Source organism: Sulfuricurvum sp. IAE1 (assembly GCF_004347735.1).
In the GTDB taxonomy this organism is placed as follows: domain Bacteria; phylum Campylobacterota; class Campylobacteria; order Campylobacterales; family Sulfurimonadaceae; genus Sulfuricurvum.
In genome coordinates this window covers 52,656-65,345 of sequence record NZ_SLTI01000049.1, presented here as the reverse complement: position 1 = coordinate 65,345, position 12,690 = coordinate 52,656, and the positions used below count along the sequence as shown (strand labels likewise).

The window sequence follows — 12,690 nt, the reverse complement described above, 5'->3', positions numbered from 1 at the left end:
GCCTCCGTAGTCTGGTTGTATTATTGGTTTTGTACTGCATCCTCTGATGCAATGGTTAGAGCTTCCGCCCAGCCGCCTTTGATGTTGCGGGAGATCGTCCCGCCGAATTTGTTTTTGTAGGTCAGTTTCATGAGAACTGGAATTTCCCGCTCATCAATCTTGCGTCTCGCTACAACCTCGATGACGATCTGCTTCATCGATTCGGCTGTGTTACGATTTGCCGTTAGCTACGGCATCTTTAAGGCTCTTGGCCGCTTTGAACGTGACCACGTTTTTGGCAGGGGAGAGAACCTTCTCTTTTGTGCGAGGATTCGTTCTCATCATCTCTTTGCGTTTTGAAACCTTGAATGTTCCAAAACCGGCAAGGGACACTTCCTCGCCGACAGTCAAAGCCGATGCCAGTGAATCAATGACTGCGCCAATTGCCGTGGCTGCATCTTTTTTGCTCATGCCTGTTGCGGCTGAAACTGCCTCAGCGAGCGCCTTCTTGTTGATGCCTTTTGTATCGTTCATGGATACCCCTTCGGATGTGTAATTGGAGAGTGTAAATCACACCTCGACAATATGTATAACGTCCACAATCGCAAAAAAAGGGATTTTTCAAAAAAAGTTTTAGATTTTTCATTGAATTTGCATTGTAATAGCAATGTCGCATCAATAAATAGGCATTGTAAAGTCAATAATCCTAATTGTTTCTAGCGGTCGAGCATTGTAGATTCAATAATAATTATTTACCTAGCAATGCATATGCAATGGAATGACAATGTGTTTGCATTGCTCCAACAGGAGGCAGAAAGAGAGGGCCTTTAAAAGAAAGAGGGTTTTGGTCCGGCTATTCCGCTCGCTTGGCCTGAGCGATTTCAATGACCTGCTCAAGCCAGTCCAAATCGTCATTTACAAGCTCTATCTTTCCCTGCACCACCGAGATCGCAACAATGCTGTGGATATCAATGTCAGGGTATCTTTCGGCCAGTTGGCGCACTTTTGGGCTTTCTTTAGCACGTTCGGCCCTCTTTCTAAGCATATCCACACATTTATCGTAGATTTTTTTTGCGATAACATATCCACCATTCATCCGAACCTCGGAAACGAAGTGCTGCAAATAGCTTCTAAGGCTGTTCCCTTTGAGCCGATAGTTTTCTTTATCGCGATTGTGCAGGATCTTGGTGATGTAGTCATTGATGGCTATCGTCATGATGATCTTTTCAAACTTTGTCAGTACGTCCTTGGTTGTTTCTTCAATGAGGCCGAGCTTCTTTAGGGGTTTTACGATCGGATCTTCCATGTTTTTCAGGAAGTGCAGCAAGTAGATCATCGCCTCAATATCCTCAAGCGTCCGGATGTCTTCGGGCATCTTGTTTTTGGAAAGCATATCGAGCCATATCTCACGCAACTGGGTGTATTCATCAGACTCTGGATGGAGCAAAATAAAGCTTTTAATGGTCTTCATAGTGAGAAATCCCTCTCTCATTTTGGTGTGAGAAATTATATCGAATTTCGGACGAATGATGTGGACTATTTTTTTGGATTGGTGATTTGGATGATAATGAGGTATATATATACGAAGTATATGTATGATGCGACAGCACCTTTAAAATAAGAGATGTATTTATTTTTAAATCCCTATTTCTTCATTTGAAAACCCTACTGTATTTTTCGGACGCTTTTTTAAGGGTTGTTTTTTTTAAAGAGCTATAAAACCGCACCTGCCTGTTTTGTTTTTTTGAAAATCATTTCGCGTTTGAAGATAGACGTTATACATATTTGTGATTTGGTGAATTCCAAATACATGAATCTTCTCGCGAGGAGTGAACATGACCAAAAAGGTCTTGCCATTTATTTTGTTGCTCATGGCATTTAACATGAGCCTTTATGCAGGGACAGGTGGTGCGGAAGTCGCAACATGGTACACCGATATCTCTTCTGCGCTTCAAGGGAGCTGGGGTAAGCTCGGAGCGGTTGCATTGATTGTAATGGCTCTGCTTGCATTGAAGAACGGCGGAATCCTCCCTGGCGTATTCCTGTTCTTTTTGGGTATCTCGATCGGGGGAATCCCTGCGATGGTTGATGCCCGCTACACAATGTCGTTCTAAGGAACGTGTCGATTTAGGTGGCATCGCAGGTGCCACCGATAATCCACACCAAACCAAGGAGGCAAAGTGGAAGAGAGATATATACCAAAGTATCTGAATGCACAAATTCAGTTGTTGTGGTGGGAGTTGGACGAGATGATCGTCCTAATGGCGTTCGTAGGGTTGGGGATCGTTGCAGACCATACCTATATCTTTGCAGGGCTGGGGATTATCGCAATGAATATCTACTCAAAGCTCAACAATCAGAAACAGCCCGGTTTCTTTAAGCACGTTATGTACCGCTTTGGGTTCTGGGGAAAAAAACATCTCCCGGAATACTGGGTCAAGGAGCTTGTTAGATGAAAAGCAGTTTTTGGAGCAATTGGGCGAAGCTTGATTCGGAGAATGCAGTTTTAAAGATCGCCCTACTTGCAGTATCGGGTTCGTTGGTTGTAAGCCTGTTGGTGATCAAATCGGTAACGGAAGATAAGACCGTCGTTGTCATACCTCCAAACTTCCAAAAAGAGTTTCGTGTGACCGGAAACAAAATCAGCTATGAATATTTCGAACAGGTTGGGTTCTATGTTTCCGATCGCCTTTTGTCGGTATCACCGCAAAACGTTCAGGCGTCGTTCGACAGCATCATGCCATTCCTCACAAAAGATCCAAGGGCAGTCAAAGCGATTCGTGAGAATCTGGCGCTTCAGGCCACTGTCATCAAGGAGAACGATATTTATCAGGCATTCTATCCGATGAAGGTCATGGTCAACGACATTGGAACAAAATTCTCAGTTGAGGGGACACTGAAAAAGATGTCCGGCAATAACGCTATTTCGACCGCCAGAACAACGATCGTCTATGACTTTATCGTTCAGGACGGGCAACTTATCATCACTTCTATTGAGGTACAGTAAATGACAAAGACAAAAGCTTTTATCACTTCGGTGTGCCTTATTGGTACATCTGCGTTCGCCGAAACGGCTGGACAGTCAATACAGGTAATCGAGGCAAGCGACGGTTATTCGTTCGCAACGGTATCGCTGAAAGACCTTTCTCGGATACATTGCCCAAACGGGATTTCAAATATTGTTTTCTCAAAGGAAAAAGAAATTCAGGTTGACCCCGCAAAAAACGGGAAAGATGCCTATGTGAAAATTCTCCCACGCAGAACAACTGGCGATGGGGTAGAAGAGAGATTTGATTACGGGCAGCACCCGAGAGATATCTTCATCGAATGCAACGACCGGACTTTCTCTCTCGTTCTGGTGCCAAAGGATATTCCGGCACAAACGGTTATCCTAAAAGCCCCATACTCGGAAACCAAAAAAGCCAGCGAATTCGAGCGGGCCAACCCTTACGATTCGACAATGCTTGATCTGGTTAAAAAAGCCTACCTTGGCGATGTACCTGACGGGTATGAGCCGATGCACGTCGGCAAAGAGGTAAAAGACTTCGAAGAGATCAAGTTGGTGTTGATGCGCAGTTATGTCGGAGCAAAATATTCAGTCCATGAATACACCGTAGATGCAAAAAAGAGTGTGAATCTCTATGAAGCGATGTTTATCCCGTACCTCAAGAATCCGCTCGCCATTTCTATCGTAAAAACAATTCTTGAACCGACAGAGAACACGCGGATGTTTGTCGTTACCTTGAACCAAGAAGAAGCTGGAGGGGCAGATGCACAGTAAGTTTTCGGAAGAACGGAAAAAACAGCTTCTCTATGGAGGTGTTTTTATCGCCGCAGGCGCAGCGGTTGTTGTGCTTCTGGGCTCTGTGTTTCAGCCAGACAAGCCACAAGCGCCGATTGAGACGCCAAAGATCGACATCATCAACAAAAAGGATACGGACGCAAGCACATTCAGAAAGCAGTTCGCGAACAGCGATGCCCAGCAAAGCGCTCAGATTAAAGCGCTCCAGGAAGCATTGGCTGCAATGCAAAATGGCAACGCGGCTGCGGTACCAGGACAACCCGCAGGACAGCAGCCTTTGCCGATGGCCATGCAGGCGCAGAACAGCGTAGCAAACATGATAGTACCTCCACCTCCACCGACAGAGGTTCACAGATTGCCAGAGCCACCGAAGGAATCAGAAGAGATTAAGCGGGAGGCGCCAAAAACCATTGTAATGGAAAACATGATCGGCAGCATCGCGGTAGCTACCCCGCATGACGTTGAGGCGAAGCCTAAAGAGGCAGCCTCCAAAACCAAGAAGATCGAAATTCCAAGCGGAAGCTTTATGGGGGGCGTTTTGCTCTCCGGTATTGATGCTCCGACCGGGGGCAAGGCCAAAACCGGGCCGCATCCTGTTCTGATCAAGGTGACAAACATGACTCGCCTCCCAAACAAGTTCAAGGCAAATCTGAAAGAGTGCCATATTGTCGGTAGCGGTTATGGGGATCTTTCAAGCGAACGTGCTTTTGTTCGAGTTGAAAAGCTGACCTGTATGACCGAAGACGGCAGAGCTGTTGAAAAGGGTGCTGCCGGTCAATCGATCGGTTATGTCGCAGGGGAAGATGGAAAGGTTGGTCTTCCAGGTCGTGTCGTGTCAAAACAGGGGGCGATCCTTGCGAGAACGTTGGCTGCCGGATTTTTGGAAGGTGTTTCAAAAGGATTCAGCCAGAGCAATATGACCTATTCAGTGCAGCCGACCGGATCTATTGCAACACCAGATCCGGGGGACACCATGCAGATGGGCCTCTTTAATGGTGTTGGTGAAGCTTCGAAAAAACTGGCTGACTTCTACATGAAGCTTGCAAATGAGATGTTCCCGGTGGTTGAGATCAGCGCCGGTCGCAAGGTTGATGTGGTGTTGCTTGAAAAAGTAACTTTTGAGTTGAACGAGGGGCGCAAATGAAGCAGTTTATCATCCTAGTCATGATCGGGTTTGGTTTTGTTGGATGCAGTACAAAGGTCCTTCTTCCTTACGACGATGAGCCATTGTGTAAGCGTGGAACCGGCGAAGGCATGTGTGGATCTGTTTCTGAGGTCTATAAAGCGACGGCAAGGGTCAACTATGGCGAGTAAAGTCATCGTAGCTTTGCTCCTAGGCCTAAGCGTCAACGCCTTCGCCGCAGAACGTGTGACGATGGAAGAACTCGCCAAGGCGATGGAGCTTCTGATCGTTGACGCAAAAAAGCAAAAAAATGAGATCCAGTCTGTGAAGGACGGAAGTGAAAAGAATTCAGCAGAGGTGGCCTCTGAAATTGAGAATCTGAAACAGCAGTTGTCTGCATTGAAAGAAAAGAATGAGCGCGCAGAGAAAAGCCATGCTGCATTGCAGGCAAAAATAGAAGCTCTTTCAAAAGGCGGAGCGGTTGACAATCGAAGGTTTGTGATCAAACCAATCAAGGAGGCCGTCGCTTCGCCGGATGGCGCATTGCATAAAACAACCGCACGCTTGAAAGTTCACAGTGAGCCTTCAATGGAAAGCCCTACGATTTCTTATCTTCCGCAGGGCGCGATTGTGGATGTATTTGAGATTCATAAGTCCGGCATGGCCAAAACGGGCCTTGGCTGGGTATCAAAATATTACCTATCACCACTCGGGAAGGACAAAAAATGAAAAAGACGATCTTGAAAATATCTGCCGCAGGGGTTGTGGCAATGGCGGTAAGCGGATGCTCTACCGCGACATTTGAAACAGACAAAACGGTGCAGTCATCTATCATTGCGGGGTATCTCGATGAAAACGGCGTGGCTGTTAAAAACGCCCCCTGTAAAGCAGGAGACGCAGGCTGCACCGGGATAAAGAAGGTCGAGGCTGTCGGCAAGAGTCGCTACGAAAAGGAACGCGACAACCTCATGACAAAGATCGCCAAGACGTCGCCGGTGCCGATGCGGGTACCAGATACCGTTTTGCGTGTCATGCTCCTGCCATACGTCGATGACACAGGTGCCCTGACAACTCCGGGGTATAAATTCACCAAAGTTGATAACGGCCAATGGATTCTTGGTGAATATTTAGTCAAAGAAGGAGAGAGTGTAAAGCTCCTGACTCCATTGGGGCTTAATACAATCACGGAGTCGGAGCCGCAGCGCAAAACCAATGAAGCGGCTGCACAGGATCAAATTCCACAGACCACGATGATGAGCGGGCAGATGAACCCTATGGCCAATATGCAACGCGGGGGCGATGAATGACACCTGACATTCTGACCTACGGGATCGGCGCGGTCACGATCTCGGCTGTGGCGGCAGCTTTTTTGAAAACAATGAAACCAAGAACAGACAAGGCAGCCACAGTCGATGATTGGCGGCCGCTCTACGAAAGAGAAAAGGTCATTAAATACCTCCCCTATGAAGACTTTATCGAAGAGGATGGCCTCTATGTCACCAAGGATGGCGGCGTCGGGCTTGTCATCGAATGCCAGCCGTTCCCATTGGTGGGCGAGAAGACGCATACAGCAATCAAGTCGATGCTCGACGTATTGCCCGAAGAGACAGATATCGGGATCTCGCTTTATTCGACGGGCGACGTCGATCCGCTTGTAGATTCATGGAAAGCCGGACGCACCAAAGAGGGGGTGCTTGAGCGCGACGTTACCAAAAGCTATGGCGAGTTCCTTCTCAGCAAGAAGTACGAGGCGATCTCGCGCAACTTTAGCGCACCAATCAGGGATGTTCGCCTTGTCATATCGCTTAAAATCGGCGGAAAGCAAAAAAAGCACAAGGTGTTTAGCGCATGGTTCGAAAACATTATGTCGTCGGGCGAAAACAAAGAGATGGTCCGGTACAAGGAACTGTTTATCAAAATGCGCGCCATCAAGGATCGGGCTATCGGGATTTTGGCCGCCGGAAACTTCGGCCCAGTTGTTTGTGATCCGGACCGGCTGATTCGCCTTGTGTTCACCATGATGAATCAAAAACACGACTTCTCCTCAATACCTCGGTGGGACGGAAGCCGGATTGACAACTTCATGGTAGCAAACGATACGGTAGTCAAGATCGATGAAGACTTCGTTGAGATGGACGGGCTTCTTGGTAAGTCGATGTCAACGAAGGAATACCCGGACAAGTGGAACATCACGGGGGTTATTGATTTTATCGGAAGCATTTTTCGTAATGACAACTTTACGGCCCCGTTTATCATCACTCTGAATGCAAACAAGCTTAAAGAGTTCGAGAAGACACGGATCAAGGCAAACGCCGGTATCGTCATGAGTCAGCAAATGCCATACGCCCTGTTCCCGAGACTAAAGCACAAGCACCAGGATTTGGCCTATGCGATGGAGAAACTGGAAAAAGGGGAAGACCTTTATTATGTGGCCTTCAACATGTTTATCTTCGGCTCCAACAAAGAGCGGCTTCAAGAGGCTACCGGACAGATCAAGACATACTATCAGGGGTTGGGGTATAAGCTTGAAGAGGACAAATACATCCACTTTCCGTCGTTTCTCGGCCATCTTCCTTTGGGCTTTGACATGGAATTGCAGGATTTTCTCGGAAAAGAGCGCGGGCGCGCGGTGTTTGGGGAAAACGTCGCCGATATGGCTCCGGTGAGTTCGGACTGGAAAGGGAATGGTTTTAAAGTTCCGTTCATTTCTCCTCGCGGCCAGTTGATGGGATTTGATCTCTTCGCAAACCCGACAGGCGGTTACAACAGTTTCGTCATCGGTATGACTGGCTCAGGGAAATCGGTCTTCTTGGAATGGCTGGTAGAATCATACTACCACTGCAATGACCAGATTTGGATTATCGACATCGGACGTTCCTATGAAAAATGGACCTATTCCTTTGGAGGGCAGTTTATCGAGCTCAAAAAGGAAGATCCGCTCTGCCTCAATCCGTTCTCACACATTGAGGACAAAGAGGTTCTTGCCGAATATCTCGAATTCCTCATTGACTTCTTCCTTTTAATGGGGCTTCCACGGGAAAAAACGCTTTCAGAGCAGCTTGAGAAGCTGATGAAATCTTTCCTTGAGAATGCTATTAAAGGCAGCTACGACAAATATGGGACAGAGAGTTGCATCGATACGGTTCTTGAATTTCTGTCTAGCGGTCCGGGCGGAGAGGATCCAAGGATGCTCGACTTCATTCAGACAATGACGCCGTATCGCTCGACAGGGCAGTATGGGGCGTTTTTCAATGGCAAGAGTACGGTCAATTTCCATTCTCGGATCGTATGTATGGAGAATGATACCCTTGAGAACATTCCGGATCTGCGCGACCCGGCATTGATGCTTTTGACGTTCCACATCTCAAAAGAGATTTATCTGGCCGAAAAGGCACACCCAGGACAGAAGCATATCGTTGTCATCGATGAGGCGCACAAATTCCTTGGAAAATCCCCGCACATCGACCTGTTTATCGAGCAGGCGTATCGGCGATTCCGAAAACACGGTGCTGCAATGATCCTTGGTACTCAGGGGTTTGAGGACTTTTACGGAGGGGATACAATTTCCCGCGCCGGTCGTGTTATCGTCCAGAACTCGTTTTGGAAATTCATGATGATGCAAACGGCAACGTCGCGGCAGGCGATCAAAAACTCCAACTTCTTCAACCTTTCCCAGTACGAGGAAGCAATGATGGACAGCATCAGCCCCGCAAAAGGGGAGTATGGGGAGACAATGCTGATCAGCGAGAACGTAATCGCCAAGGCACGGATTCTTCTTGACGATTTCCACAAAGTCCTTCTATTTACCGACTCTGAACTGCGCGATCGAATCGAGCAGCTTGTCAAAAGAGATGGTCTTACATATCTTGAGGCTGTTGAAAAGATTCAGGGTAATAAATCCTAAAAATTCACTCTCTCACCAAAAAATCATGGTGAGGGCGTTATACATATTGTCAGATGAATCAATGAAACTCTACGGCAAGCAGGGTGCGGTGTAGGCCGCCTCCCCACACATTGCGCCCTGCGTGTCGTGGAGTTATCGTTTGATAACCCATCGAAATCATTACGGAGATGTATATGGCAAAGGTAGTTCCAATTTCCGACACAAAATGTGTTGTCCTCGAAGCCCGCAATATCGGGTTTGTGAAGGCGGCAATCGATATCGTCGATAACGAGCTGAACGGCGTCGAGGCGCTTTGTGAGGGGATGATCGTGGATGCGAAAAAAGCGCTCCCCGAAGGTTTTGAGGCGGTCAGCGTCGAGGTCAGCCCATCGAAGGACGGCAAGGATTTTCTCGTCGTTTTGACCGGGGAAAAACGCGCCTGATTTTACCAGGGGGCTTGCGAAGCCTCCGATTAAATTCAGCGACGGAGGTTTTAATCGATGAATAAGAAAGAATGGGGTGCGGTAGTGATGCTGGTGTTGCTATCCAATGCGGCGACGATGTTTCTGACCAAGAAATATATTGCGCCGCAGATCAAAACTGTGGACCTCGTGAGCGTGCTTGAAGATGAACGCAAAAACGACATCAAGAGCGTACTCGATGGGAATATGACAAAAGAGGCTTTTGTTGAGAAACACAATGCTATTGCCGAAAAGGTCAACACCATCATTTCAGAGCAGGATGGGGTAGTGCTTGTCAAACAATGTGTTGTGGGGGATGGGCATGAAGATATCACGCCAGTCGTTAAAGCCGGTATTTCGAAGTAAACTGCTTTGGGCTGGTCTGGCATGGGTTGCCTTGTTTCCGACCGTTTACGAGGCATTACCGACGCGAATAGAGCTTACTATGGATCACTCGCTTGAACATTCGGTATGGCTGACACATAAGCCGTTCGATCCGGCAAAGGATCAATACGGCGTGTTTGCCCCTACGGTTAAAAACGAATACACGCGCGACGTAAAGTATCTCTTCAAGGAAATAGGGTGCCGCGGCGGGCAGGAGTTGCAGTCCTCAATCACGGGGGAATACTTCTGCGAGAGTAAATATCTTGGGAGTGCAAAACCTACCGATAAGAACGGCAAGCCGGTCGAACACTTTGTGTTCAACGGAATCATCCCAGAAGGAAGCTTTTTTATGGTCGGAACACATGAACGCAGCTATGACAGCCGATACTACGGTTTTGTCCGCGCGGATCAGATCGAACGTGGGGCACGCCCGCTATGGTAAAAGCATTCGCCGTTACATTGCTCCCGATCATTTTGCTTGGGGGGACGTATAGAATTGCCGAACCGGATGTTCTAAGCGAGGTCCAGAACCGACAAAACCGTGCCGTAAAGGAGATCGAACGACAATCAAAGCGGGAGATCGATGAGATCAAAAAGCTCAAGGGTGAGCCGCTTGCGCGTGCGCAGAAGACCTTCTCCTACTACGTCGATCCCACCTATACTCTTCTGGAGGACATCCCGAGAGTGGACCGCAATGGGAACAAGATAGGCGTTCTATATCCAAAAGGATACCGCTTTAACCCGCTCGATTACATCCGGATTGCGCCTCCGCCTATCATTGCTTTCAATGCCTGTGATAAAAAAGAGGTTGAGCTTGTGAAGCGCCTGTCATCTGGACGACCGGATGTGATGTATGCAAGCTCGGGGTGCGAGGTTGAGGATTTTCCAAAGAATATTGATCGAAAACTCTATCTTGTGACCGACGAGATGAAAGACCGATTCGATTTGAAATACACCGTAAGCGTTGTTTCTGTTGACATGAAAGCCAAAAGGATCAAGGTTGAAGTTTACAAAACTGGTAATTAAGGCTGTTTTGACCGCGGCCGTCATTGGAAGTGCAGCTTCGGCGAATCCTGCTTCATCAGCAGCGTGCAAGGTTGCTACACGCGGGACTTCCTCGGCGATGCAAATCGCACTATCGACCGTTGCCACCGTTCATAATGTGTTCCCGATCCGGATTGCCGGAGTGGATATCAACCCAACGGCAAACGAAGACAGCTCGCTCAATGGTTCAAGAAATCCGATATGCACTTGTATGGACCCTTTCCCAAGGGTGGGCATAACGCTTTCATTATGGGAGCCAATCTTGATCTCTGAACCAACGGCCATTCCGTACTGCACACCTACACTAGGGACAAGCCTTCCTGTATCGGTTGGGCTCGGGGCCGCCAGTTTTGGGCAGAATAACAGTGATAACACGAAGCAGACCTACACATACCAGATCCAGTTAATCAAATACCCGATTTTCAAACTGCTCGGGTTGTTTCTTGATTTTGTGTGTCTTCAGGACAGCGGAAACCTCGACTATCTCTATATCACAGAACTTGACCCGCTTTGGCAAAACGATATTTGGGCTGCCATCATCGGGCCAGAAGCGTTCTTGGTGGCAAATCCGATCGCCGAAATGGCGTGCATGGTGGATGCGGTAACCTCCGCAGTCGGGTTCCCAACCGATCCGCTTTGGTGGTGCCTTGGTTCTTGGAACGGTACGTTCCCAATGACACAGACCAACAAGGGGACCAGCGCAATGCAGGCTCAGGCGGCGATGACCTCACGGATGCTTTCAAAAATGCACCGGCAGCTCATGCTAAAAGGCGGGGTTGGGAATCAGGGGCTATGCGGCCTTTACCCTATGCCGATCATGCAAAAAAGCCAGTATGGGATCTTCCCAGTTTACCCGTTTGTCTGGCCAAACCGTATTCCGATCGGCAGAACCGGCGTTATGTGGGAAGCCGGGTTTGATAATCCAGCCAACCAGCACGTCGGGGCGTGGATGGTATATCGAAAGCGCGATTGCTGCGCATTTTAATAGGAGCACATAGAATGAAAATAGAAACCGTTTTGAAAATCACCCGCGAATGGGAATTTGCGATGGCACGAAATGCAAAGGAATCTTTGTGTGTGCTCATATCGAGCGCAGTAAGAAACGGCGATGTTGGACGACTGGCGGAGTTGATCGATTCAAGAGACGTCGCAGAGAGGGCGATAGCGGCTTATATGCGGATTCATCGATCAGATGAACCATCTCATCTGGAGGCCGCATCGTGATGAAAGCATCCGGGTTTACCGCCCTTTTCTTATTGGCCTGCCATCTCAACGCATACGACTTGAATTCCGAAGCGGCAAAGCTGCAACAGCGTGCAGCCGGGCAAAGCGTCAATGGAACCATCAAGATTTCTGATGAAATGCAAAAACGTGCGCAAAGCGTCGGATACACGTTTGACGCCAAGAAGCCAGAGATCGAGAAGTGGAAAGATTCTATGAGCTACGAGGATGGGAAGGTGGTCTTCAACCAGCAGAAGAAAACCGGCAAGCCCGACGCGAAGAAGCATCCGATATTCGGGGAAGACGAGCGGGTTTATATTTTCATCAGCTCATCGATTCCAAAGCAGACGCTTATCGAGTATGCCAAGGCGATTGATGCCTATGGCCTCGGCTACCATGTCGTGATGGTTATGCGCGGGTGTATAGGTGGTTGCGAAAAGATCCGTCCGACACTGCGTTACATCAACGACGTGATCACTGACGGGGGGAATGAAAAAAACGGAATGAAAGCACAGGTTTGGATCGACCCGCTGCTGTTTCGCAGATACGGAATTACCTCAGCCCCGGTGTTTGTTTACGCAAAAGGGGTAAATACCCAAAAGATCGAACTTTCAGAGGGAATGGAGCAGAACTTGCGCGGTCGGCCGCTTACCTATAAAAGCGAGGGGGACTGGGATATCGAGACCCACCTAAAAACTCTTTACCAAAAATCCAAAAGCCCCTCCCTTCAAAAACTTATCGCCCGGATGAACCAAAGCGGTTTTTTCGGTGCAAATAAATAAAGGAGACAGAG

At 48.2% G+C, this 12,690-nt stretch carries 19 protein-coding genes; 16 read left to right on the top strand and 3 right to left on the bottom strand.

From position 1 onward, the window contains the following. Positions 1-20: 20 nt before the first annotated feature. The 3 genes from E0765_RS12535 to E0765_RS07370 all read right to left on the bottom strand — a co-directional run bounded on the left by E0765_RS12535 (position 21) and on the right by E0765_RS07370 (position 1,450). A complete protein-coding gene (locus E0765_RS12535; RefSeq protein ID WP_165921714.1) occupies positions 21-197 on the bottom strand; it encodes a hypothetical protein in 177 nt (58 codons plus the stop codon). Positions 198-210: 13 nt separating this feature from the next. Continuing rightward, the gene (locus E0765_RS07375; protein WP_223175685.1) at positions 211-513 is read right to left on the bottom strand and encodes an HU family DNA-binding protein; all 303 of its coding nucleotides are present in this window, start codon (positions 511-513) and stop codon (positions 211-213) included. 319 nt (positions 514-832) lie between these two features. Then, a complete protein-coding gene (locus E0765_RS07370; protein ID WP_132812587.1) occupies positions 833-1,450 on the bottom strand; it encodes a hypothetical protein in 618 nt (205 codons plus the stop codon). 364 nt (positions 1,451-1,814) lie between these two features. On the opposite strand from E0765_RS07370, the gene E0765_RS07365 reads away from it, so the two are divergent. From E0765_RS07365 to E0765_RS07295, 16 genes are all read left to right on the top strand, one after another. Further along, positions 1,815-2,093, top strand: a complete 279-nt coding sequence (locus E0765_RS07365) for a hypothetical protein (RefSeq protein ID WP_132812586.1) — start codon at positions 1,815-1,817, stop codon at positions 2,091-2,093. A gap of 66 nt (positions 2,094-2,159) precedes the next feature. After that, on the top strand, positions 2,160-2,435 hold the full coding sequence (traL, locus tag E0765_RS07360; protein WP_132812585.1) for a type IV conjugative transfer system protein TraL: 276 nt from the start codon (positions 2,160-2,162) through the stop codon (positions 2,433-2,435). Beyond that, on the top strand, positions 2,432-2,986 hold the full coding sequence (locus E0765_RS07355) for a TraE/TraK family type IV conjugative transfer system protein (RefSeq protein ID WP_132812584.1): 555 nt from the start codon (positions 2,432-2,434) through the stop codon (positions 2,984-2,986). The genes traL and E0765_RS07355 overlap by 4 nt, the downstream gene beginning before the upstream one ends. Then, the gene (locus tag E0765_RS07350; RefSeq protein ID WP_132812583.1) at positions 2,987-3,760 is read left to right on the top strand and encodes a type-F conjugative transfer system secretin TraK; all 774 of its coding nucleotides are present in this window, start codon (positions 2,987-2,989) and stop codon (positions 3,758-3,760) included. After that, positions 3,750-4,925, top strand: a complete 1,176-nt coding sequence (locus E0765_RS07345; RefSeq protein ID WP_132812582.1) for a TraB/VirB10 family protein — start codon at positions 3,750-3,752, stop codon at positions 4,923-4,925. The genes E0765_RS07350 and E0765_RS07345 overlap by 11 nt, the downstream gene beginning before the upstream one ends. After that, positions 4,922-5,095 (top strand): hypothetical protein, encoded by a 174-nt coding sequence (locus E0765_RS12530; protein WP_165921713.1) that lies wholly within the window; start codon positions 4,922-4,924, stop codon positions 5,093-5,095. The genes E0765_RS07345 and E0765_RS12530 overlap by 4 nt, the downstream gene beginning before the upstream one ends. Next, entirely contained in the window at positions 5,085-5,633 is a 549-nt protein-coding gene (locus E0765_RS07340; RefSeq protein WP_132812581.1) for a hypothetical protein, read from the top strand. Before E0765_RS12530 ends, E0765_RS07340 begins: the two co-directional genes overlap by 11 nt. Beyond that, complete coding sequence (locus tag E0765_RS07335) at positions 5,630-6,211, top strand: TraV family lipoprotein (protein ID WP_132812580.1); 582 nt, start codon at positions 5,630-5,632, stop codon at positions 6,209-6,211. Before E0765_RS07340 ends, E0765_RS07335 begins: the two co-directional genes overlap by 4 nt. Before the next feature lie 47 nt (positions 6,212-6,258). Beyond that, positions 6,259-8,808: a TraC family protein gene (locus tag E0765_RS07330; RefSeq protein WP_165921712.1), complete on the top strand. Its 2,550-nt coding sequence runs from the start codon at positions 6,259-6,261 to the stop codon at positions 8,806-8,808. A gap of 173 nt (positions 8,809-8,981) precedes the next feature. After that, a complete protein-coding gene (locus E0765_RS07325) occupies positions 8,982-9,230 on the top strand; it encodes a hypothetical protein (protein WP_132812578.1) in 249 nt (82 codons plus the stop codon). A 57-nt stretch (positions 9,231-9,287) separates the two neighbouring features. After that, positions 9,288-9,614, top strand: a complete 327-nt coding sequence (locus E0765_RS07320; RefSeq protein WP_132812577.1) for a TrbI F-type domain-containing protein — start codon at positions 9,288-9,290, stop codon at positions 9,612-9,614. A 79-nt stretch (positions 9,615-9,693) separates the two neighbouring features. Next, a complete protein-coding gene (locus E0765_RS07315; RefSeq protein ID WP_165921711.1) occupies positions 9,694-10,074 on the top strand; it encodes a S26 family signal peptidase in 381 nt (126 codons plus the stop codon). Next, a complete protein-coding gene (locus E0765_RS07310) occupies positions 10,068-10,658 on the top strand; it encodes a hypothetical protein (protein WP_132812575.1) in 591 nt (196 codons plus the stop codon). Before E0765_RS07315 ends, E0765_RS07310 begins: the two co-directional genes overlap by 7 nt. Continuing rightward, positions 10,633-11,661: a TraU family protein gene (locus E0765_RS07305; RefSeq protein WP_132812574.1), complete on the top strand. Its 1,029-nt coding sequence runs from the start codon at positions 10,633-10,635 to the stop codon at positions 11,659-11,661. The genes E0765_RS07310 and E0765_RS07305 overlap by 26 nt, the downstream gene beginning before the upstream one ends. 14 nt (positions 11,662-11,675) lie before the next feature. Next, positions 11,676-11,900: a hypothetical protein gene (locus tag E0765_RS07300; protein ID WP_132812573.1), complete on the top strand. Its 225-nt coding sequence runs from the start codon at positions 11,676-11,678 to the stop codon at positions 11,898-11,900. Then, complete coding sequence (locus tag E0765_RS07295) at positions 11,900-12,679, top strand: TrbC family F-type conjugative pilus assembly protein (RefSeq protein ID WP_255417882.1); 780 nt, start codon at positions 11,900-11,902, stop codon at positions 12,677-12,679. Before E0765_RS07300 ends, E0765_RS07295 begins: the two co-directional genes overlap by 1 nt. The last annotated feature ends 11 nt before the right edge of the window (positions 12,680-12,690 follow it).